We start from the raw sequence: 21,345 nt of genomic DNA, 5'->3' as shown, positions 1-21,345 counted from the left end.
GGAAACCATCATGAGCAAGACAATCCGCCTGACGATGGCGCAGGCGCTGACCCGCTTCCTGTCTCGCCAGATGACCGAGATCGACGGCAGACGAGTGCCGATCTTCGGTGGCGTCTGGGCGATCTTCGGCCACGGCAATGTCGCTGGTATCGGCGAGGCGCTCTACCAGGTGCGCGACGAACTGCCGACCTTCCGCGCTCACAACGAACAGGCGATGGCGCATGCGGCGATCGCTTACGCCAAGGCCAATTTCCGCCGCCGTTTCATGGCCGCGACCTCGTCGATCGGCCCCGGCGCGCTCAACATGGTGACGGCGGCGGCGCTTGCCCATGTAAACAGGTTGCCTGTCCTGTTTTTGCCCGGCGACGTCTTCGCCAACCGCATCCCCGATCCGGTGCTGCAGCAGGCCGAGGATTTTTCCGATGGTACGGCGACGGTCAATGACTGCTTCCGTCCGGTGTCGCGCTATTTCGACCGCATCACGCGGCCGGAGCAGATCATCCCGGCGCTCAATCGCGCCATGCAGGTGCTGACCGATCCAGCCGATTGCGGCCCGGTGACGCTGTCGCTCTGCCAGGATGTGCAGGCCGAGGCCTATGACTATCCCGAGAGCTTTTTCGCCGAACGGGTCTGGCCCCAGCGCCGGCCGCGCCCGGACCGCCACGAGCTTGCCGCCGCTGTGGCGGCGCTCAAGGGCGCGAAGAAGCCGCTGGTGATCGCCGGCGGCGGCGTTCTCTATTCGCAGGCCTCCGCCGCGCTGGCCAAATTCGTCGAAAGCGCCGGCATTCCGGTCTGCGAGACGCAAGGCGGCAAATCCTCGCTGCCGGACGATCATGCGCTCAACATGGCGGCGGTCGGCGTCACCGGGACCTCGGCGGCCAATCGGCTGGCGGAAGAAGCCGATGTCGTGCTCGCCATCGGCACGCGGCTACAGGATTTCACCACCGGCTCGTGGGCGCTGTTCAAGAATTCCGGCAAGACCATCATCGGGCTCAACGTCCAGCCCTTCGATGCCGGCAAGCACCGGGCGCTGCCGCTGGTCGCCGACGCGGCTGAGGGGCTCACAGAACTTGGCGCGGCGCTGAAGGGCTGGAAGGCGCCTGCCGCCTGGACCGACGATGCGGCCACCGGCAAGAAGGCCTGGCAGGCCGACGCGGCCAAGGTGACGGCCTCGACCAATGCAGCCTTCCCGTCCGACGCGCAGGTGATCGGCGCCGTGCAACGCGCCATGGGCTCCGGCGTGACGCTGTTGCATGCAGCAGGCGGTCTGCCCGGCGAATTGCACAAGCTTTGGCAGGCCGGAGCGCCCGGCTCCTACCACGCCGAATACGGCTTCTCGACCATGGGCTACGAGATTGCCGGGGGGCTCGGCACCAAGATGGCAAAACCGGACGAGGAGATTGTCGTCATGATCGGCGACGGCTCCTATCTGATGCTGAATTCCGAGATCGCCACCTCGGTGATGCTTGGCCTCAAGCTGACCATCGTGCTGCTCGACAACCGTGGCTATGGCTGCATCAACCGGCTGCAGATGGCAACCGGCGGCGCCAACTTCAACAATCTCCTGAAGGATTCGCGCCACGAAATCCTGCCCGACATCGACTTCGCCGGGCATGCGGCGAGCATGGGCGCGATTGCCGAGAAGGTGCCGTCGATCGCCGGGCTGGAAAACGCGCTGCAGAAGGCAAAAAAGAACGACCGCACCACCGTGCTGGTCATCGATACCGACCCGCTGGTATCCACCGATGCCGGTGGCCACTGGTGGGATGTGGCGGTGCCGGAAGTCTCCGCGCGGCCGCAGGTCAACGCGGCGCGCAAGGCCTATGACGAAAAGCGCCAGATGCAGAGCGTCGGCGATTGATGCTAGCTCCCTTCTCCCCGTCACTATACGGGGAGAAGGTGCCGGGAGGCGGATGATGGGCGGCGCCGGCGGCCCAAGAATGAACTGTTCTAATCTGGAGTGACGACTTGAAAGCCAAACTGGGCATGTCCCCCATTGCGTGGTGGAACGACGATCTTGCGGAACTGAGCGATGACGTGTCGCTGGAGGAATGTCTGCGCCAGTCGCGTTCGGCCGGTTTCACCGGCATGGAGATGGGGCGGCGTTTCCCCAACGATCCCGCTGTCATGCTGCCGATCCTCAAGGCCGCCGACGTGACACTGTGCGGCGGCTGGTTTTCCGGCACGCTGGTCGATGAGGAGATGAGCAAGAACAAGGATCGCATCCAGCCGATGATCGAGCTGTTCAAGGCGGTCAACGCGCCTTGCATCGTCTATGGCGAGGTCGGCCGCTCGATCCAGGGCGACCGCTCGAAACCGCTGGCCACCAAGCCGAAACTCACCGGGGATGAGATGAAGGCCTATGCAAGGCGCCTGACCGAATTCGGCGAATGGTGCGCCGAACAAGGCATGCCGCTGTCCTACCACCATCACATGGCGGCGGTGGTCGAGACCGAACCGGAGCTCGATGCCTTCATGCGCCATTCCGGCGAAGGCATTCCGCTGCTGCTCGATGCCGGACATCTGGCCTTTGCCGGCGGCGATGTGCTGCGCGCCATCGATAACCACCACAAGCGCATCAGCCATGTGCATGTGAAGGATGTGCGCATGGATGTGATCGACAAGCTCGACCGCACGAAACAGTCTTTCCTCGACGCCGTGGCGCTCGGCGCCTTCACCGTGCCCGGCGACGGCTCGCTCGACTTCGGCGCCATCGTGCAGCGCTTCGCCGATCATGGCTATGAAGGCTGGTTCGTGGTCGAGGCCGAGCAGGACCCGAAGAAGAACCCGCCGCTCAAGATGGCCCAGGTCGGCCACAAGGAATTGATGCGAGTGATGACATCAGCCGGCTACACGGTCGAAACCCAGGGTTTTCCGAATGCGTAAGGCTAGGGCTTCCCTATGCCTGACGCGACGGGTTCACGGCGGGGCAGGTTGCTGTAGATTGGCCCGATGAAAGATTCCGAGCACCCCTTCTTCCGCCCGTTGTGGCGGCGTATCGCCGTCGTCGCGATCTGTGTCATCTGGTCGATCATCGAGTTCACCACCGGCACGCCATTCTGGGGCACCATCGCGCTCGGCTTCGCCGGCTATGCCGTCTGGCAGTTTTTTTATCTGTACAAGCCGGTTGATGAGGCGAAGCCGCCGGTCGAACCAAAGGAATAAAGCAGTCCATGGCGCAGACCGGGTCGGCACTGCGCACATGACGGATTGCATGCGTTGGAAACTAGCTGAAACGCCTCTCGCTTCGTCATCCTGGGGCGGAGCAGGCCAATCTCGAAGATTTGCGATAGGAGAGACACAATGTCGAAACTGCTCGTCAAAGCCGACAAGGGCCATGGCCGCGTTGCCCATGTGACGCCGAAAAGCGCCGGCTGGACCTATGTCGGTTTCGACCTGCATCGGCTGCAACCCGGCGAAAGCGCCTCGGGGAAGACGCAAGACCGCGAAGTCTGCCTGGTCTTCGTCACCGGCAAGGGCACGGCGAAAGCCGGTGGCAAGGATCTCGGCCTGCTCGGCGCGCGCATGTCGCCCTTCGAGGGCAAGCCGTGGTCGGTCTATGTGCCCGAGGGATCGGACTGGTCGGTGACAGCTGACACGGATCTGGAGCTCGCGGTCTGCTCGGCGCCCGGCCTCGGCGGCGGCCTGCCGGTTCGTGTGATCCGGCCGGACGATCTCGGGCAAGAGGTGCGCGGCAAGGGCACCAACACGCGCTACGTCACCAACATCCTGCCGGAAGGCAAGCCGGCCGACTCGTTGCTGGTGGTCGAGGTCATCACGCCGGGCGGCCACACATCGAGCTATCCGCCGCACAAGCATGACCAGGACAATCTGCCGGCCGAATCCTATCTCGAGGAGACCTATTACCATCGCCTCAACCCGCCGCAGGGCTTTGCCTTCCAGCGCGTCTACACCGATGCCGACACGAATGGCCATCGCGCGCTGGACGAAGCCATGGCGATCGAGGATGGCGATGTGGTGCTGGTGCCTAGGGGTTATCACCCCTGTGCCGCCTGCCATGGCTACGATCTCTATTATCTCAACGTCATGGCCGGGCCGAAGCGGACGTGGAAATTCCACAATGCGCCCGAGCACGAATGGTTGATGAAGGCCTGACCGTTTTGCGTTTCCGGCTGAACTTGTTGGTCCAGCTCGGAAAAATCGTCGGCTAAGGACCTACTGGGTCGATTTGCCTTCGAAAACCCTTCAAAGCTTCGTCAATCCGTCATGGAAATCACCTATGGCAGCGGGGCTAGTGCATGTCGCCCAAAGGTGTGTAGCGGTTTTGGGGCGACGACATGCACCAAATGAAGACGTAAAGCGCGCGTCGCCGCGCGCTTTAACGAGGATTTTCGATGCGTTATGCCATCTATTTCACCCCGCGGCAGGACGAACCGCTGGCGCGGACCGCCGCCAACTGGCTCGGCCGTGACCCGTTCGGCGCGGCAACGAAACCGGTCGAGGCCGTGGCCGATCTGGCGGCGGCGGAAGTCGCCTTCCACACCGCTTCGGCACGCCGCTATGGCTTCCACGCGACGCTGAAAGCACCCTTCCGCCTGGCTGCCAACGAGACCGAAACGTCGCTGCGCGCCGCAATCGACCATTTTGCCGAAGCGACGCCGGTTGTGACGATCCCGCGTCTCGTCGTCAGCCAGATCGACAGCTTCTTCGCGCTGGTGCCGGAAGGGCCGCTGCCGCCGCTCAACCGTTTCGCCGACGAGGTGGTGCGCGATTTCGACCGCTTCCGCGCGCCGCTGACCGAGGCCGAGATCGAGCGCCGCAGCCCGGATTCGCTGAAGCCGGCCGAGTTCCGCAATCTCTGCCAGTGGGGCTACCCCTATGTCTTTGAGACCTTCCGCTTCCACATGACGCTGTCGGGCCGGGCCGGGCCACAGGAAAGCCCTCGTTTGCGCGCAGCAATCGACAGCCTGTTCGCGGACATACTGCGGCAGCCGGTGCTGGTCGATGCGCTGACGCTGTTTGTCGAACCCGAACCCGGTGCGCCATTCATGGTGCTTTCGCAGCACGCGCTGGGACGCCGCCCGGCAAGGAAAACCGCCTGAACAACCCAGCTCGAAGAATCAAAGGACTGCCTGAAATGACCGCCGAGACCGTTCTTTCCAACGCCCGCATCGTGCTTGCCGGCGAAATCGTCGAGGGGTCGCTGGTGCTGCGTGACGGCTTTATCGCCGGCATCGATGCCGGCAGCAGCCGGGCGGGCGAGGACATGGGCGGCGACTATGTCATTCCCGGGCTGGTCGAACTGCACACCGACCATCTCGAAGGCCATTACGCGCCACGGCCGAAGGTGCGCTGGAACCCGATCGCCGCGGTGCTTGCCCATGACGCACAAGTGGCGACGGCCGGCATCACCACCGTGCTCGACGCCTTGCGCGTCGGCATGGACGAAGACGCCGATCTCACCTTGGCCGATATCCGCAAGCTGGCCGACGCGATCGAGGACAGCGTCGCGCAGGATCGTTTGCGCGCCGATCACTTCCTGCATCTGCGCTGCGAGGTTTCGGCGCCGGACTGCCTGCAGGCCTTCGCCAATTTTGACGAGGACGACCGGGTCAAGCTGGCCTCGCTGATGGACCATGCCCCCGGCCAGCGTCAGTTCGTCAATCTCGAAACCTATGCCTACTACTACCAGCGCAAGCTGAAACTGACCGACCGCGACTTCAAACTGTTCTGCGAGAAGCGAATGGCGGAATCGGCGCGCTACTCGGCGCCGAACCGCGCGGTGATCGCAGCTGCCTGCCATGAGCGCGCCATTGTGCTCGCCAGCCATGACGACGCCACGTCGGGCCATGTCGACGAGGCGATCGAGCAAGGCGTGCGCGTTGCCGAGTTCCCGACCACCGAGGAAGCGGCACGCGCTTCGAAAGCCGCAGGGCTGGGCGTCCTGATGGGCGCGCCCAACGTCATGCGCGGCGCTTCGCATTCGGGCAATGTCTCGGCGCGCACGCTGGCCGGCGACGGCCTGCTCGACATCTTGTCATCGGACTATATTCCCTTCAGCCTGATCCAGTCGGCCTTCTTCCTCGGCGACGTGGTCGAAGGCATTTCGCTGCCGCAGGCGGTCGCCATGGTGTCGAAGAACCCGGCCGAGGCCATTGGCCTGACCGACCGCGGCATCATCGAGCAGGGCCGCCGCGCCGACCTGGTGCGCGTGCGTGTCGATGACCATGTTCCGGTGGTGCGCACCGTCTGGCGGCAAGGGCGCCGGGTCGCATGATGGTGTCGGCCTTGATCGAGCGTGAGTTGTCCGCTGAAACGTTCCCTGTCCGTCATGGCGTCTTTGTCGCCGTCGTGGGGCCGAGCGGCGCCGGCAAGGACACGGTGATCGGCTACGCCCGCTCCCTCTTCGCCGATGAGACTCGGCTGGAGTTCGTCCGCCGCGTCATCACCCGGCCGAGCGATGCGGCGAGCGAGGATCACGACACGCTGGCCGATGCCGCCTTCGTCGAGGCCGAGGCCGACGGCGCCTTCGCCATTTCCTGGGAAGCGCATGGCTTGCGCTATGGCCTGCCAGCCGATGTCGACTGGTCGGTCGCCAATGGCCATGTCGCGGTGGCGAACGTGTCGCGTGCGATCATTCCCACCTTGCGCGAGCGCTATGCCAATCTGGCCATCGTCGAGATCACCGCCTCGCCTGACGTGCTGGCCGAACGGCTGGCGATGCGCAGCCGCGAGTCGCGTGGCGAAGTGCTGGCGCGCCTGGCGCGCAGCGCCAACGTCACGCTGTCCGGGCCCGGTGTGACCAGGATCGACAATAGCGGCCCGCGCGAAGTGGCCGGCGAACGCTTCGCCGAGCTGCTGCGCAAGGCAATGGCCTTCTCCGACATGTCGGGCCTGATTTAAGCGTGCAGCCTGCGGCTGCAGCGTGCGCTGCTTGATTGGCTGCAGCGCCGCCCATTGGCGCCCACTTGCTTTCCTGCCGTCTGCGGAGCGCTATGTGGCGCTGGCCATACACGTGATTCCGGGCCACGCGTCCCGGGACACCCAGTTCGGGGCGAACGAAACAGGACGCAGGAAGTTTTCATGCAGACGCTGACGCCAATCCTCTCGACGGTCACGGCGGCATTTCTCGCCTCCTTCGTCGAGGTCGTCGAGGCCTTCACCATCGTGCTCGCGGTCGGCGTGACGCGCAGCTGGCGCCCGGCGCTGACGGGCGCCGCCTTGGCGCTGGCGTTGCTGGCGGCGCTGGTGCTGGCGTTCGGACCGCTGCTGGCGCTGGTACCGATCACCACGCTGCAATTCGTCGTCGGGGTGCTGCTGATCCTGTTCGGCATGCGCTGGCTGCGAAAGGCCATCCTGCGCAGCGTCGGCGTCATTGCGCTGCATGACGAGGACGCGGCCTTCTCCAAGGAGACCGCCGCCCTCAACCAGCAGGCCGATGACCGCCGCGCCGACTATCTCGCCGGCCTGGCTTCGTTCAAGGCGGTTCTGCTCGAAGGCGTCGAGGTGGTGTTCATCGTCATTGCCGTCGGCGCCGCGCATGGGCAGACGCTCTACGCCAGCCTGGGCGCGCTGGCGGCCTTCGTCCTGGTGATGCTTATCGGCCTGGCGGTGCATCGGCCGCTGGCGCGCGTGCCGGAGAATGCGCTGAAATTCGTGGTCGGGCTGATGCTGACCAGCTTCGGCATCTTCTGGACCGGCGAAGGCATCGGCGCCGACTGGCCGGGAGCGGATCTCGCCCTGCTTGGCATCTTCGCCATCGTCGCGCTGGCGTCCCTTGCCATGGTGCGCTGGCTGCGCGGCAGCTATCCCGTATCGGCTGGAGGGCTCGCCCGATGAGCGTCATCCGTCTTGTCGCCAGGGAATTCCTCGGCATGTTCGTCGATGACGGCAATCTGGCGCTGCTGGCGCTGGTGCTGGTGGCCGCCGTCGCGGCGGCGGTGAAGCTGCTGGCCCTGCCGCCGCTGCTCGGCGGCGCGTTGCTGCTGGTCGGCTGCCTCGCCATCCTGCTGCAAAGCGTCCGCCGCGCGACCCGCGCGACCAAACGCTAGGGCTGGCGCTGGCGCGGTTGCGTTAACTCTTTGTTTCCTCCGGGGGGAAGCGCTGCGCGCTTTCCCCGGGAAAACCGTTTCCGGATCGTTCCGTCCGCCCCGGCAGCCACTTCATCCGTGCGGCCGCGTCGCCCCGCGCGATTATTCCGCCGGCGCGCCGGCAACGTTCTTGCGGGCGGCATCGACCATCAGCCGCCGGGCCCGGAACACACCCCATTGCTGGTCGACGAGCACGCCGATGAGGATGACGCCGCCCATGACAGCGAAGTTGAGGGAGGACGGGATGCCGAGCAGATTGACGAGGTTCTGCAGTTCCTGCAGCAGCACGGTGCCGAGGATGACACCGATCAGCGAGCCCTCGCCGCCGCGCAGCGAGAAGCCGCCGAGCACGGCGGCGGCGATGGCGTAGAGCTCATAGAACTGGCCATGGCTGGCCGGCGAGATCGAGCGCGTGTACATGGCGAAATAGATCGCCGACAGCGCCGTCAGCACGCCGCAGATGACGTAGGCGGCCATGACGATGCGGCCGGTGCGGATGCCGGAATATTTCGCCGCCTCCTCATTCTTGCCGATGGCGTAGAGATAGCGGCCGAACACCGACCGGTGCAGCACCACCCACATGACGATGGCGATGACGATCAGCGCGATAAAACTGTTCGGCACGCCCCAGGAACGGCCGGCAGTGAGGAATTCGAGCTCGGGAAAATTCTGGCCGAAGGCAAAGCCTGCGGTGCCGTCGGCGGTGTAGAAGCGGGCGACGCCGCGATAGATCAAGAGGCCGCACAAGGTGACGACGAAGGGCTGCAGCTTCAGCCTGGTTATCAGCCAGCCATGCACCAGGCCGATGATGGCGCCAAGCGCGATGATCAGCACAAAGGCCAGCGGCCAGTCCAGCTCGCGCACGGCGATGAAGTCGATGAACAGCGTTCCCAGCAGCGCCACCACCGAGCCGACCGACAGTTCGATGCCGCCAGTGATGATGACGAAGGCCTGGCCGATCGACAGGATGCCGAACAGGCCGATCAGGTTCGAGGTGTTGGCAAGGTTGATCGGCAAGAGGAAGCGCGGATTGATGATGGCCACGATCGCGCCGACCACCAGGATCAGGATCAGCAGGCCGAGATCTTTCTTGCTCATCGTCGTCTCCCCAATGCCTGCCTGAGCAGGTTGCGCGGTCTCGCAGCGCAAAAACTATTTCGGCTGCTTGCCCACTGCCAGCAACAGCACGTTTTCCTGGCTGAACTGGTCCTTGTCGAGAATGCCCGAGATCTGGCCCTCATGCATGACGGCGATGCGGTCGGACACGCCGATCACCTCTTCCATGTCGCTGGAGATCATCAGCACGGCGACGCCGGCATCGGCCAGCGCGCGCATCAGCCCGTAGATTTCAGCCTTGGCGCCGATGTCGATGCCGCGCGTCGGCTCATCGAGGATCATCACCTTCGGGTTCATGGCCAGCCACTTGCCGAGCACCACCTTCTGCTGGTTGCCGCCCGACAGCGTGCCGGTGCGCGTCTGCACCGAGGGCGCCTTGATGCCGAGATCCTTCTTCTGCTTCTCGGCGGTTGCCGTTTCAGCACTTGCCGACACCAGCGAGCGCCTCGCATGCGCCGGCAGATTGGGCAGCGAAATGTTCTGCGCGATCGACAGGTCGAGCAGGATGCCGGTCAGCTTGCGGTCTTCCGGCACCAGGAAAATGCCTTGCGCGACGGCATCGGCCGCCGAACCCAGCACAAGCGTCTTGCCGTCGAGCTCGAGCGTGCCGCCAAGGCTGCCGTCGATGCCGAAGAAAACGCGCGCCAGCTCGGTGCGGCCGGAGCCGACAAGGCCGGCCAGGCCGAGGATTTCGCCGCGCCTGACGTCGAGATCGACCGGCCGGCTGGGATAGGTCGGGGTGCGGATGGCCTTGGCCGCAAGTGCCGTGGCGCCGGGCGCCCGCGCGGCCTCGGAGGCCTTCTCGCGCTCCTTCAGCATACGGCCGATCATCAGCTTGACCATCTGGTCGTGGTTGATGTCGCGCTTGCCCAGCGTGCCGGCCAGCATGCCGTCGCGCAGCACGACAACGCGGTCGGCGACACGCTCGACCTCGTGCAGGCGGTGGGAAATGAAGATGACGCTGATGCCGTCGGCCTTCAGCGCCTTGATGACGTCGAGCAATTTGTCGGTCTCGGCGATCGGCAGGCTCGATGTCGGCTCGTCGAGGATGACCAGCCTTGCCTTGATCGACAGCGCCTTGGCGATCTCGACCATCTGCTGCTGGGCCAGCGACAGGTCGGCGACCTGCGCATCGGCGGAGAAATTGGCGCCGACGCGCTTCAAAAGCGGCGCCACCATCTCGCGCAGCTTCGAGCGGTCGACGAGTTTCAGCGGCCCGGCGCGCAGCGGCTCGCGGCCGAAGAAGATGTTGGCGGCGACGTCGAGATTTTCGAACAGGTTGAGTTCCTGGTGGACGAAGGCGATGCCGGAGCCCAGGCTGCCTTCGACGGTCAGGCTGTTGTGGGCGGTGCCGTCGACGGTGATCGTGCCGGTGTCCGGCGTGGTGACGCCGCCGAGGATCTTCATCAGGGTCGACTTGCCGGCGCCGTTCTCGCCGACGAGGCCGATGACCTCGCCCGGCCTGACCTCCATGGAAAAGCCATCCAACGCGACGACGCCCGGATAGGTCTTGCGCACGTTCTCGAGGCTGAGGAACGGGGTGATTGCAGCAATGGTTGTGTCGGAATAATTCATCATGCCTGACAGCGATTGGCGAGCCGACCTATTGGCAGACTGACGTTCCCAGCGGTGTTCGTCAATGCGCGCAGCCGGCTCAAGCGAAGTTGAGCCGGCTGAACTGCCTGTGGTCTTACTTTCCGGCCATCGCCTTCAAATTGGCGGCGTAGGCGTCGACATCATCCTTGCCGATGATCTTGGTGGGGATGATGATGAGGTTGTTGGCCGGGATGCCCGACTTGTCGCCCTTGAGATAGGCGGCCATCAGCTTCATGCCCTGATAGGCCCATTCGAAAGGCTGCTGCACGACGGTGGCGGCAACGGTGCCTTCCTTGACGCCGCCCAGCGTGATCGGATCGTCATCGAAACCGACGACGGTGATCGAGCCGAGCTTGCCGGCATCGCGCAGCGCTTCATAGATGCGCGGCGTGTTGTAGGAATAGAAGCCGACCATGCAGGTGACGTCGGGGCTGGCGACCAGCGCGTCCTCGACATTCTTCTTGGCGCGCGCCTGGTCGATATCGTCGCCGCGCACGTCGACGAGTTCGATCTTGGTGCCGGCCAGGCCGTCCTTCATGCCCTGGATGCGCTCCTTGGCATTGTCGGCGCCGAGCAGGCCGACGAAGCCGAGGCACTTGCCGCCATTGGGCATCGCCTTCTTGGCGATTTCGGCCGCCTGCTTGCCGGCATCGACATTGGACGAGCCGATATAGGCGACGCGCTTGGTCTGCGGCGCGTCGCTGTCAGTGGTGAACAGCGCCGTTTGCGAGGCGATCTTGTTCAGGCCATCGGTCGATGTCTTGGGATCGACCGCCGAGACCATGATGCCCTTGACGCCGGCCGTCACCAGATCGTCCATCAGCCGCTGCTGGATGGCGACCGAGGATTGTTCGGGATATTTGAGTTCGAGATTGTAGTCGGGCAGTTCGCCCTGCGCCTTCTTGACGCCGGCTTCGGCCGCTTTCCAGAAATCGGAAGCGCCGTTGACGACGAAAGCCAGCGTCGGCTTGTCGTCGGCGCGCGCGATGGCCGTCGCCGTCAGGCCAACAACCAGGGCCGCGGCGGCCACGGATGCATTGCGTATCAAGGACTTCATGTTCAACCTCCCGTTTTGGTTCAGCCGTCGGGCTGACCCGTCTTGCTCACTTAAATTGCCTTGCTCACCTGAATTTGCCGTCTGCGGCTTGGACACCCCCTCCTCAGGGTTCCCGGCACTCACAAGAATGGCCTCGTTCCAGCCACGGTCACGGACTTTAGAGACTCATTCTTCGTTCGTAAATAGTCCGATTTGTCTGACATATCACATATCTGAGACGGGCCTGCGGGTGCAACCTCCGCAAGCCATCGGGCCATTGACGTTCGCTTTCCCGCCGCGCCGGAACGCAATAGGCTAGGCGCGACGATTGACGTTACAGCGCATTTTTGTATTAGTAAACACTATTAGTTTTCAGCCAAGATGCGGGCACATCATGGCGCCACCGCGAACGACGCGCCGACGAGCCCATGCCTTGACCGCGCGGTGCCAAAAGCCCTGCAATCATTGCTTTCCCTGCACATTCGGAACCTGGTGATCGATGGACGCGCGGCTACTAATAGCTATAAACGAGATGGCGGTTTCTATAAACCGACGCCGCGGCGCCATCTTGTCGGGCCGGCAGGCTGCCGCTAGACAAGCCGGTATGGGGATAGGACTGCCATGAGCGAGACCAGGGATTCGGCCATCGAGACGGCAAGGCGCCGCAAGGCGCCGGCCAAGCCCAAGGGGCGGGTCACCATGACCGACATCGCCCGGGCCGCCGGCTGCTCGCAGGCGACGGTTTCCTTCGTGCTCAACGATTCGCCAGGGATCAAGCTGTCGCAGCAGACCCGCGAGCGGGTGATCGAGGCTGCAAGGGCGCTCGGCTACAGCGCGCCGGCCTTCTCGGCGCTGCGCAAGCCGGTTGCCGCCTTTGATGGACTGGACGGGGTGATCGGCTTTGCCGTCGACCAGCTGGCGACCAGCCCGGAGGCGGTGGTGGCGATCGAAGGCGCGCGCCAGGCCTCGTGGAATGCCGGCAACGTGCTTCTGGTGGCGCAGACCATGGGCGACGCCGTGATGGAGCCGCGCGCCATCCAGGCGCTGACCAGGCGGGGCATTTCGGCGCTGATCTATATGACCATCTTCACCCGCGAGATCACGGCGCCCGACTTCCTCTACAGCCTCGACATCCCGGTGATCCTGCTCAATTGCTACACGGCCGACTATGCCTTTCCCGCCGTGGTGCCCTCCGAGATCGCCGGCGGCCAGAGCTCGACCCGGCATCTGATCAGCCATGGCCACCGCCGCATCGCCACCATCACCGGCGAGCCGTGGATGCAGGCGGCACAGGACCGGCTAAAAGGTTATCGGCGCGCGCTCGCCACCGCCGACATTCCCTTCGACCCGGAGCTGGTGGTCGAGGGCGACTGGTCGGCGAGCGCGGGCTATGCCGCGACGGTGAAGCTGCTGGCGCTCAAAGACCGCCCGACCGCCATCTTCTGCCAGAACGACCGCACCGCGATCGGCTGCTACGAGGCGCTGAAGGAAGCCGGCCTGCACATCCCGCAGGATATTTCCGTGGTCGGCTACGACGACGAGGAAATCGCCCGCCACCTCTTCCCGCCGCTGACCACCTCGATCCTGCCGCACATGGCGATGGGCCAATGGGCGATCGAACAGCTGGAAGCGCCAACGGCGCCCGGACAGGGGCGCTATCCGATCACCAAGCTCGAGTGCCCGCTGGTGGAGCGGGAGAGCGTGCGGGCGGTGGTGGGCGGGTGAGGCACGCCGTTGCGCGGAGCGGTCGGCTCTCGGAGGCTTGGAACTGGGTTCGCGCCGGAAGGGTGAGAACATGGCGGCAAAGGTCCTCGCGATCCTCATGGCGATCTACTCGGTCGACGCGTTGGCGAAGTTCGGCTTCTTTTTCGTGCTCGGCCACCGCGGACGTCGCAAGGTGCTCGACCGGGAAGCGGCGGGGTGAACAGCATGTCCACGCGCGAAACCGTAGCCTGTCTCGGTTCAAGCAGCACCGCCGGCAAGGGGCAGGCCTTCGACTGGATCGGTGAACTCGCGCGAAGACCAGGCAACGCACGGTTCGAATTTCGCAACTTCGGCGTCGGCGGTGATCTGGCATATGACGCGCTCAATCGCGTCGACACCGTTCTTGCGAGTCGCCCTGACCGCGTCATCGTCTGGGTCGGCGGCAACGATGCCCTGGCGATGGTGTCGCCGAAAGCGCGGCGTCTGTTTCGAATCATGAAGCTCACCTCCGGACCTTCGTCTCGACTTCAGGAGAGCTTGAGCGGAATTGTTCGCAGGACGAAGTCCGCCGGCGCACGGGTGGCCCTGTGCTCTCTTGCCCCGATCGGCGAGGCGCCGGCTTCCGCGCAGGCCTTCCAGGCGGCCCTCAACTCGGCAATTCGGGATCTGAGCGCCAGCATCCGGCAGATCGCGCACGGGGAAGGCGCCGATTACATCCCGATCTTTGAGGCGTTTCAGGCCGCGATCGGGGCAGATCCCGGCCGCGCCTTTACAGAATTTCGCCTGCTGCCAATGTATCGCGACGCGTTCCGGACCATGGTCCTGCGGATGTCTCCCAACGAAGTGGGGCGCCTGAACGGCTGGAAATTCCACAGCGACGGCATCCATCTCAATCGCCGCGGTGGCATGATCGCCGCGGACCTCATTCAATCCTACCTGGACAGCCGCGAACTCCCGGCGCCCGTGGCGGGAGGCTGAGGCAAGCCGGCTGAGCCAGGCCCGTTGCGCGGGAACGGCGACATTCTTTCGACGGCCGACCAAGCCGTCGTTATTCCAGCATGTCGCCGGCCAGTATGCGGCCGGGCAATTGTCGTCCATACTTCAGCCATGACGCGTCCGGGCTTGCGCTGTGTACGGGTGTGTGCGGCTGTGCTGGCCGCGAGCTGCCCGCGCCATGGCCGACGGGATCTTCGAGGCCGGCGCCTATTCCTTCTCCGACGAACGCGGCGGCTTCAGGATCCTTTCGGCCACGGGGGCCGGCACCCGCGCCGACCCGATCGTGGTCACCGAGGAACTGGACACCGCCGACCCGGTGACACTGACCATACGCGCCGCGCGGCCGATCCAGCCCTTCGGATCGACCGGCGACTACGCGACCGGCTTCTTGCCGCTGAAGATCGTCGTCCGCAACAACAGCGGCGACGCCTGGATCGAATTCGGCTTCGAGCTGCAGTCGATCCTGAACGTGCCGAGCGACTATGGCGACGGGCTGTCCTTCGACCAGGCGCAGCGCGTGGACAACATGATCAAGTCCGACAGCTTCGCCGAATTCAAACGCGACTTCGAACCTTCTGACCGGCTGCTGTTCAGCAAAGGCAAGGTCGACCCGCAGGAGAGCGCGTCGTTTTCGTTTTTGGTGACGGATTTCTCGCCAAAGGATCGGTTTTACCTGGTGGAGGAGCCGAGGGTGCCTTCGACTTGAAAGACGATAGTGCCTGCGGCCCGCAACGATGGTTAAAGGTCTGGCGCACCCGACAGGATTCGAACCTGTGACCTCTGCCTTCGGAGGGCAGCGCTCTATCCAGCTGAGCTACGGGTGCTTTCCGGGAAACCGGAAAACGAACCAGCCGGTGAACCGGCAAGTCACGGCTTCTTAGCGGAAGCCGGCGCGGGCTTCAACGGGCAATCGGCGATTGTGCGGCGTCCGGGGTGGGATGGTCCTCTGACGGGCGCGCTCGTTGGATATGGCGCTCCCCCTCTCCGTTACGGCTTCGCCGAGCCACCTTGCCCGGGCGAGCCACCGGTCTCGCCCGTCCTTCGGCCCACCGCCCTTGGCGGGGGCCAGGAAGCCTTCCTGGGGCGCGCATTGTGCCGTGCGTCACTCACCCGTCTCCCCCTTCACCGCCCGTCTCCTCACCCCGCGCACGGCCCGCTTCACCTTCTTCGTGCCCGCCAGCTCGTTCATGGCATCCAGCTGCATCTGCTGCATCTCGGCCAGGCGTGTCCACTGGCGGGAGATGAGGTAGTCGAGCTTTTCGTGCAGATGGCGCACTTCGAGCTCGGCTTTGAGGTTGACGCGGTATTCGTTGAAGGAGCGCAGGCGGTCTTTCACCTCCTGGCGCTTCTGGCTCATCATGATGACCGGCGCCTGGATGGCGGCGATGCAGGAGAGCAAGAGGTTGAGCAGGATGAAGGGATAGGGGTCGAAGGCGCCGTTCAAGCCCTCGAACAGGTTGATACCGATCCAGACCAGGAGCACGGTGGCGAACGAGATCAGGAACCACCAGCTGCCGCCGAAGGCCGCCATGCTGTCGGAGACGCGGTCGGGAAAGGTGCGGTGCTCCTCGAACTCTTCTTCCGAGTTTTCGGAAATCGTGTCTTGTCTGGCGATCGATTCCACCACCTGGCGGTCGAGCTCGGAGAATTCGCCGTGCTCCTGCTGCAGCAGCTCCTCCATGTAGCGCATGCGGTAGCGGCCGAGCTCCTCGCGGCTGACGCGGGCGCCCTTGGGCAGGTCAGGGTGGTCGGAGCGGATGCGGTCGGCGAGACTCGGGCGCAGCGTGTCGATGCGCACCAGGTCGCGCTTGTGGAATTTGCGGCCCGAGATCGCCGACGGCTTTTTCTTCGGCTTCAGCCGCGATGCGCCGGGGCCGGCGGGTTCTGAGTCCGGCACTTCGGGCGTGTCGAAATGCTCGTCCGAAACCTCGTGCGGATCATCCTGCGTGATCGGCGCCTCGAAATATTCGCCGCCGCTGTCGTTCTCATTGTCCGCCGCCTGCTGCTCGGACGTTTTTGGAACGGTGCTCATGGTGCGGGCTCCTGCTGTGGCGCTGCTGGTTTGAGGATACGCCGAGGTGGCGGGGCATATCCACTGTCGGATTGCGCTGCCTATGCCATGGCTTCCAGACGATTGCGTGACAACAGGATAACAATAGCCGGCTGCGGGTTTTTGGGGTTTGGCCGAGGCCTCTCTGCTTCGTCATCCACGGGCGAAGCAGCCGCGGGAGCGGCGTCGCGAAGACCCGAGGATGACGAAGTCGCGGGTGGCTGCGTTCCTCGCCCCCTACTGCTGTTCGGCGAACATCAGCCTGGTCTTGGCGTCGGCCATGTCAGGCGACAGGCTGCGCTGGATCAGCGCCTCGACATGGTCGTTGCGCTGGCGGGCCGAGTCGGCGCCCATCACCACGACGATCAGCTGGCGGCCGTCGGCATTGTAGGAGGTGACGATGTTGAAGCCCGACGCCCTGATGTAGCCGGTCTTGATGCCGTCGACGCCGCGCACGCGGCCGAGCATGTCGTTGTGGCCGCGCACCAGCCTGCCGCGGAACATGAAATCGCTTTCGGAGAAATAGTGGAAATGCTGGGGGAAGCGCTGGCGCAGCGCCATGCCGAGCACCGCCATGTCGCGCGCCGTCGTCATCTGGCTGTCGTCGGGCAGGCCGGAAGCGTTGCGGAAGGTGGTGCTGGTCATGCCGAGCGCGCGCGCCTTGGACGTCATCATGGCGGCGAACTGGTCCTCCGAGCCGCCGAGATATTCACCGACCGCCACCGCCACGTCATTGGCGGATTTGACGACGATGGCGCGGATGGCGGAATCGACGTCGATCGTTTCGCCGCGCCGGAAACGCATCTTGGTCGGCGGCTGCGAGGCGGCATGGTCGGAAACCGGGATCTGCGTTTCCTTGGTCACGCGGCCGGAGTCCATCGCCTCGAACAGGAGATAGAGCGTCATCATCTTGGTCAGCGAGGCCGGATAGCGCTGCGCCGTCGAATTGACCTCGAACATCTGCTTGCCAGTCTTCACGTCGACGACGATGGCCGCATACTTTTGCGGCGGCGCGGGGACAGCCAGAACCTGGTCCGGCGGGGTCGTGGTCGAGCAGCCGGCGACCATCAGCAACAGGCCAAGGGCGACGAAAACTCTCTGGAGAAGCGGGAGAAGACGCAATTTGGACAAGGGCGGAACTGTTCTGGCGATGCTGTTGCTGAGATGAGACGAAGCTAACGTAACGCGCTGGATGCGTCCATTTGGTTAATGGCGGTTAGCCCCAGGATTGTCGAGCTCGACGTGGTTCCTCTTCCCCGCTTTGCGCTACGCTATGCACACATCTTGTGTGATTGGCGTGAGTGATCGGCGCGAGGCTTGATTGCCACGTGGTTCCCCAATCCGTCGCTGCTTCGCAGCGCCACCTTTCCCCCCTCCGGAGGGAAAGGAAGGGAGCGTTGCTGGAAAAGGGTTGGCGACAATAGGCTCGCGCCCTTCCTCTACCCCTTCGATCGGGGGGTCCGAAGGACGGGCGAGACCCGTGGCTCGCCCCGGCAGTGGCTCGGCGAAGCCGAGACGGAGTGGGGGTCGACCAGCGCAGCATAAGACAATACATGCGCCATGCACGCTATCGCCAAAGACCAGCCGCTTGGAAATGTGTGCATAGCGTAAGCACATTCATCGGGGCGAGGAACTTGAGCCTTTATCCGCCCCGAAATCGCCTGTTTCTGTGTCTTTCCTTGCCAAAACCGCGTTTCCTGTGGGAAGGGGCGTGGCATTGGCTGGCTTGGGGGGTGGCATGACGGACATCGGGGCCGGGGGCGCAGCGCCCTCGCTTATCAAGGCATCACTCAGCCGCACCGGCAAATGGGCCGGCAGCTTCGCTTTCATCAGCGGCGCCGTTGGCGACGTGCTCAATCCGCTGGCGCCGTTCGCCGCCTATATCGCGCTGGTCGCGGCAATCGCGGCTGCCATCATCGCCATTGCCATTGTGCTGCGGCTGGTGCTGGCGGCCAAGGCGCTGCCAGCGCTGTTGTTCGCCACCAGCGCGGCGGCGGTCGCCGGCGGCGTCTATGCCGTGCAGCAGGAGACCAATTCGCAGAACGGCGTCATCGCCGGCCTGGTGCCAGCGATCGCACAGCTGCAGCAGTCGATGGGCATCGTCTCCGAAAAAGTGGCCAAGATCGAGCAGACGGTGACCCAGACGCAAAAGACCGTCGAAGAGGTCAAGAAATCGACCGACACGGTTGCCCAGAAGACCGACCAGATCGCGTCCGCCCAGCAGCAGCAGACGCAGCAGGGTGCGCAGACGCAGAAAACCGTCGAGGCGGTCAAGCAGACCACCGACACGCTCGCCGCCGGTCAGCAACAGCAGCAGGCCCAGGCGGAAAAGCTGCAGGCGACCACCGAGCAGATCGCCGCCTCGATCGACACCATCGCCAAGGGATTTGCCCAACTGGCGGCGCAGGGCGGGGCGATCGCCGAACCGAAGCGGCCGGACGAGTTCTACCACAATGCCCGGGTCTACGAATTGTCGGGCGACATGCTCAACGCCCGACGCTCCTACCTCGCCTTTGCCGGCTTCGACGTCGACGCCATCGACCCCTATACGCGCTTTGCCACGCTGCTTCGCGTGCAGGACGGCAAGGCGGGCGCCCGCGAAGTGTTCGGGCAGCTGGCCGACAAGGGCAAGGCGCTGTCGATCAAGCTGGTGCACATCCTGCAGTTCGAGGACGCGCAGCGGCTCGACAAGCTCAACGCCTTCATCGCGGCCAATCCCGACTACGCGCCGGCCTATTTCCTCAAGGCGCAGGAGTTTTCGGAAGACCGCCTCGGCAGCCAGACGCTGGCCGACAAGCGCAGCGAAGCCCAGGCGCTGACCAAGTTCGTGTCCTACGAAAAGGATGGCGGGCTGCTCAAATATTTCGTCGACCAGACGCAGCTGGCCGACTGGCTGGACCGCAGCCGCAGCCGGCTGGCCGCCCTTGGCGACATGCTCGACCCCGCGCGCTTTGCGCCGTCGCTGACGCCGATGCGCTCCAACCAGGGCTGGTCGATGACCATTTCGCTGCCCGAGCCGGCGACCGCGATCTCCTGGCGTCTCGGCACCAGCGGCCCGTTCACCGACACCGGCCTCCTGGCGATGAAGGACCAGACCACCGGCAAGCCGATGGCCAATCCGAGCTTCGAACTGCCTGACAGCACGGCGGCGACTACGATCGCGATCAAATATCTCGACATCAGGGGCCGCGAGACCGGTCCGTTCGACATCCGCTTCGATCCGGACGCCGCGCTGCAGCAAGGCGACAAGCAGATCCTCGACCAGTTCTGGACGTCGTGGATCGCCTTCGATTCCGGCGGCAATCACGGCCTGGTCTATTTCACCCAGATGCTGTCCTACCGCTGCGCCATCAAGGAGGTGCATTACAGCCTGAACGGTGCCGCCCTCGACAAGTCGCTCGAAATACCGCCTTGCGACAAGAAGGACCCCTACGCCATCCCCTACGACGCCAAGGGCTATTTCAAGATCGCCGACAGCGTGAAGTCGATGTCGGTGCAGGTCACCTACACCGACGGGACAAAATCTCCGGTGCGCGAATACAAGCGGCAGTAGCTGATGCGAAATGCCGGTCGCGGCGCTTGCGCAATCCGCGCCGAAGGGGTTCTTCTTGCGCCCGTCAGATTCGGGTGAGAGAGCACAATGACCATCAGCACGATCAAGGCCAAGGGCATATCGGTTTCGCTCGACCTCACCGTCGGCCACATCGCCGACATGACCGTCGAGAGCGGCGGACGGCAGCTGAAGCCGCTGCACCGGGCGCCCTGGGTCGATTCGGGCGAGACGCTGCCGAAGGACCTGCCGCAAGGCACGGTCCGGCTGTCCGGCGATTTCCTCTGCGCGCCGTTTTCGCGCAGCGATGTCGAGGAGGCGCCGTTGCATGGCTGGACGGCCAACAGCGCCTGGGATGTCACCGAGAGCGGTGCCACGGACGGCGGCTGGCGCGCTGTCTTCCGGCTGCGGCACAAGATCATGGGCGCCAGCGTCGACAAGATTTTTACGCTCATCGACGGCCATCCCTTCCTCTACCAGGAACATGTGTTTTCCGGCGGCTCCGGCGCGATTTCCGTCGCCCATCACCCGATGACGGTGATGAAAGGCGGCGGCAGGCTGGCTTTTTCGCCGAAGCGCTTTGCCGCGACGCCCTCCGATCCGCTGGAGCCCGATCCAGCGCGCGGCCGTTTCATGCTGGCCTATCCGGCCCGTTCGGCCGACCTTGACCAGTTTCCCGCCGCCGGCGGCGGCACGCTCGACCTTACGCAATACCGCATGGGGGACCGGCGCGAGGATTTCATCACCCTGGTCGAGGCCGACCATGGCGGGCCGGGCTGGACGGCGCTGGCGCGCCAGGCCGAGGACGATCTGGTGCTGGTGCTGAAGAACCCGGCGGAGTTGCCTGTTACCATGCTGTGGCTCAGCAATGGCGGGCGCGATTATGCGCCGTGGAGCGGCCGTCATCTCGGCGTGCTCGGCATCGAGGATGGCCGCACGGCGATAGGCCATGCCGCCTCGATCGGCGACAACTGGCTGAAGCGCGAAGGCGTGGCGACCGCCTTTACGCTCGGCGAAGGCCGCAGCCTTTCGTTCCGCCATGTCATCGGCACCCTGCCCGGCGGCGCCCTGCCGCGGGAGATCATCACGGCCGACGGCCGGATGCGGCTCGCAGCCGGCGGCTCCACCAGGGACGTGCCGTTCGACAGCGCGTTCCTGCGCATTGGCCAGCCTGCGGCCGCCTGAGCCGGGTTTGCGCGAGCGCGGGGTTTGAAATTTCCTCCGACTGCCGCCAAGATACGGCGGA

General features: G+C 64.7%; 20 protein-coding genes and 1 tRNA gene. 15 read left to right on the top strand and 6 right to left on the bottom strand.

The features are described from left to right. Positions 1-10: 10 nt before the first annotated feature. The 9 genes from iolD (at position 11) to ACWGS8_RS19170 (ending at position 8,012) form a co-directional block, all read left to right on the top strand. Positions 11-1,861 carry a 3D-(3,5/4)-trihydroxycyclohexane-1,2-dione acylhydrolase (decyclizing) gene (gene iolD / locus ACWGS8_RS19210; protein ID WP_454582403.1) on the top strand — a complete coding sequence of 617 codons (1,851 nt, stop codon included), beginning with the start codon at positions 11-13 and terminating at the stop codon, positions 1,859-1,861. Positions 1,862-1,968: 107 nt separating this feature from the next. Further along, on the top strand, positions 1,969-2,886 hold the full coding sequence (gene iolE / locus ACWGS8_RS19205; RefSeq protein ID WP_454582402.1) for a myo-inosose-2 dehydratase: 918 nt from the start codon (positions 1,969-1,971) through the stop codon (positions 2,884-2,886). A gap of 66 nt (positions 2,887-2,952) precedes the next feature. Next, positions 2,953-3,165, top strand: coding sequence for a DUF3329 domain-containing protein (locus tag ACWGS8_RS19200; protein WP_454582401.1), 213 nt, complete (start codon positions 2,953-2,955; stop codon positions 3,163-3,165). Between the two features lie 138 nt (positions 3,166-3,303). Next, positions 3,304-4,116 carry a 5-deoxy-glucuronate isomerase gene (gene iolB, locus ACWGS8_RS19195; RefSeq protein ID WP_454582400.1) on the top strand — a complete coding sequence of 271 codons (813 nt, stop codon included), beginning with the start codon at positions 3,304-3,306 and terminating at the stop codon, positions 4,114-4,116. A 239-nt stretch (positions 4,117-4,355) separates the two neighbouring features. Then, positions 4,356-5,063: a DUF1045 domain-containing protein gene (locus ACWGS8_RS19190; RefSeq protein ID WP_454582399.1), complete on the top strand. Its 708-nt coding sequence runs from the start codon at positions 4,356-4,358 to the stop codon at positions 5,061-5,063. Between the two features lie 35 nt (positions 5,064-5,098). Beyond that, positions 5,099-6,238, top strand: a complete 1,140-nt coding sequence (locus tag ACWGS8_RS19185) for an alpha-D-ribose 1-methylphosphonate 5-triphosphate diphosphatase (protein ID WP_454582398.1) — start codon at positions 5,099-5,101, stop codon at positions 6,236-6,238. Beyond that, positions 6,235-6,864 (top strand): phosphonate metabolism protein/1,5-bisphosphokinase (PRPP-forming) PhnN, encoded by a 630-nt coding sequence (gene phnN, locus ACWGS8_RS19180; protein WP_454582397.1) that lies wholly within the window; start codon positions 6,235-6,237, stop codon positions 6,862-6,864. Before ACWGS8_RS19185 ends, phnN begins: the two co-directional genes overlap by 4 nt. A gap of 180 nt (positions 6,865-7,044) precedes the next feature. Next, positions 7,045-7,800, top strand: coding sequence for a COG4280 domain-containing protein (locus tag ACWGS8_RS19175; RefSeq protein WP_454582396.1), 756 nt, complete (start codon positions 7,045-7,047; stop codon positions 7,798-7,800). Next, positions 7,797-8,012 (top strand): hypothetical protein, encoded by a 216-nt coding sequence (locus ACWGS8_RS19170; RefSeq protein WP_454582395.1) that lies wholly within the window; start codon positions 7,797-7,799, stop codon positions 8,010-8,012. The genes ACWGS8_RS19175 and ACWGS8_RS19170 overlap by 4 nt, the downstream gene beginning before the upstream one ends. 141 nt (positions 8,013-8,153) lie before the next feature. Here the strand turns inward: ACWGS8_RS19170 and ACWGS8_RS19165 are convergent, their stop codons facing one another. The 3 genes from ACWGS8_RS19165 to ACWGS8_RS19155 all read right to left on the bottom strand — a co-directional run bounded on the left by ACWGS8_RS19165 (position 8,154) and on the right by ACWGS8_RS19155 (position 11,820). After that, positions 8,154-9,149, bottom strand: coding sequence for an ABC transporter permease (locus tag ACWGS8_RS19165; protein WP_095773158.1), 996 nt, complete (start codon positions 9,147-9,149; stop codon positions 8,154-8,156). 54 nt (positions 9,150-9,203) lie between these two features. Then, complete coding sequence (locus ACWGS8_RS19160; RefSeq protein ID WP_454582649.1) at positions 9,204-10,742, bottom strand: sugar ABC transporter ATP-binding protein; 1,539 nt, start codon at positions 10,740-10,742, stop codon at positions 9,204-9,206. A 115-nt stretch (positions 10,743-10,857) separates the two neighbouring features. After that, positions 10,858-11,820 carry a sugar-binding protein gene (locus tag ACWGS8_RS19155; protein ID WP_454582394.1) on the bottom strand — a complete coding sequence of 321 codons (963 nt, stop codon included), beginning with the start codon at positions 11,818-11,820 and terminating at the stop codon, positions 10,858-10,860. 600 nt (positions 11,821-12,420) lie between these two features. Here ACWGS8_RS19155 and ACWGS8_RS19150 point away from each other — a divergent pair. The 4 genes from ACWGS8_RS19150 to ACWGS8_RS19135 all read left to right on the top strand — a co-directional run bounded on the left by ACWGS8_RS19150 (position 12,421) and on the right by ACWGS8_RS19135 (position 15,205). Next, positions 12,421-13,524, top strand: a complete 1,104-nt coding sequence (locus ACWGS8_RS19150) for a LacI family DNA-binding transcriptional regulator (RefSeq protein WP_454582393.1) — start codon at positions 12,421-12,423, stop codon at positions 13,522-13,524. A gap of 70 nt (positions 13,525-13,594) precedes the next feature. Further along, the gene (locus tag ACWGS8_RS19145; RefSeq protein WP_454582392.1) at positions 13,595-13,723 is read left to right on the top strand and encodes a hypothetical protein; all 129 of its coding nucleotides are present in this window, start codon (positions 13,595-13,597) and stop codon (positions 13,721-13,723) included. Between the two features lie 5 nt (positions 13,724-13,728). Beyond that, positions 13,729-14,481: an SGNH/GDSL hydrolase family protein gene (locus tag ACWGS8_RS19140; RefSeq protein WP_454582391.1), complete on the top strand. Its 753-nt coding sequence runs from the start codon at positions 13,729-13,731 to the stop codon at positions 14,479-14,481. A gap of 196 nt (positions 14,482-14,677) precedes the next feature. Beyond that, entirely contained in the window at positions 14,678-15,205 is a 528-nt protein-coding gene (locus tag ACWGS8_RS19135) for a hypothetical protein (RefSeq protein ID WP_454582390.1), read from the top strand. Positions 15,206-15,246: 41 nt separating this feature from the next. Here ACWGS8_RS19135 and ACWGS8_RS19130 read toward each other — a convergent pair. From ACWGS8_RS19130 to ACWGS8_RS19120, 3 genes are all read right to left on the bottom strand, one after another. Then, positions 15,247-15,323: transfer RNA gene (locus tag ACWGS8_RS19130), tRNA-Arg, on the bottom strand. Positions 15,324-15,601: 278 nt separating this feature from the next. After that, positions 15,602-16,531, bottom strand: coding sequence for a DUF1003 domain-containing protein (locus ACWGS8_RS19125; RefSeq protein ID WP_454582389.1), 930 nt, complete (start codon positions 16,529-16,531; stop codon positions 15,602-15,604). Between the two features lie 255 nt (positions 16,532-16,786). After that, complete coding sequence (locus ACWGS8_RS19120) at positions 16,787-17,680, bottom strand: D-alanyl-D-alanine carboxypeptidase family protein (RefSeq protein ID WP_454582388.1); 894 nt, start codon at positions 17,678-17,680, stop codon at positions 16,787-16,789. A 607-nt stretch (positions 17,681-18,287) separates the two neighbouring features. Here ACWGS8_RS19120 and ACWGS8_RS19115 point away from each other — a divergent pair. Further along, positions 18,288-20,102 (top strand): methyl-accepting chemotaxis protein, encoded by a 1,815-nt coding sequence (locus tag ACWGS8_RS19115; RefSeq protein ID WP_454582387.1) that lies wholly within the window; start codon positions 18,288-18,290, stop codon positions 20,100-20,102. Positions 20,103-20,189: 87 nt separating this feature from the next. Continuing rightward, positions 20,190-21,284: a hypothetical protein gene (locus tag ACWGS8_RS19110; protein ID WP_454582386.1), complete on the top strand. Its 1,095-nt coding sequence runs from the start codon at positions 20,190-20,192 to the stop codon at positions 21,282-21,284. Positions 21,285-21,345 lie beyond the last annotated feature (61 nt).

Source organism: Mesorhizobium sp. 43Arga (assembly GCF_053714255.1).
Note: the sequence above shows the minus strand (reverse complement) of the source record. Positions and strands in the feature narration are given on the sequence as shown.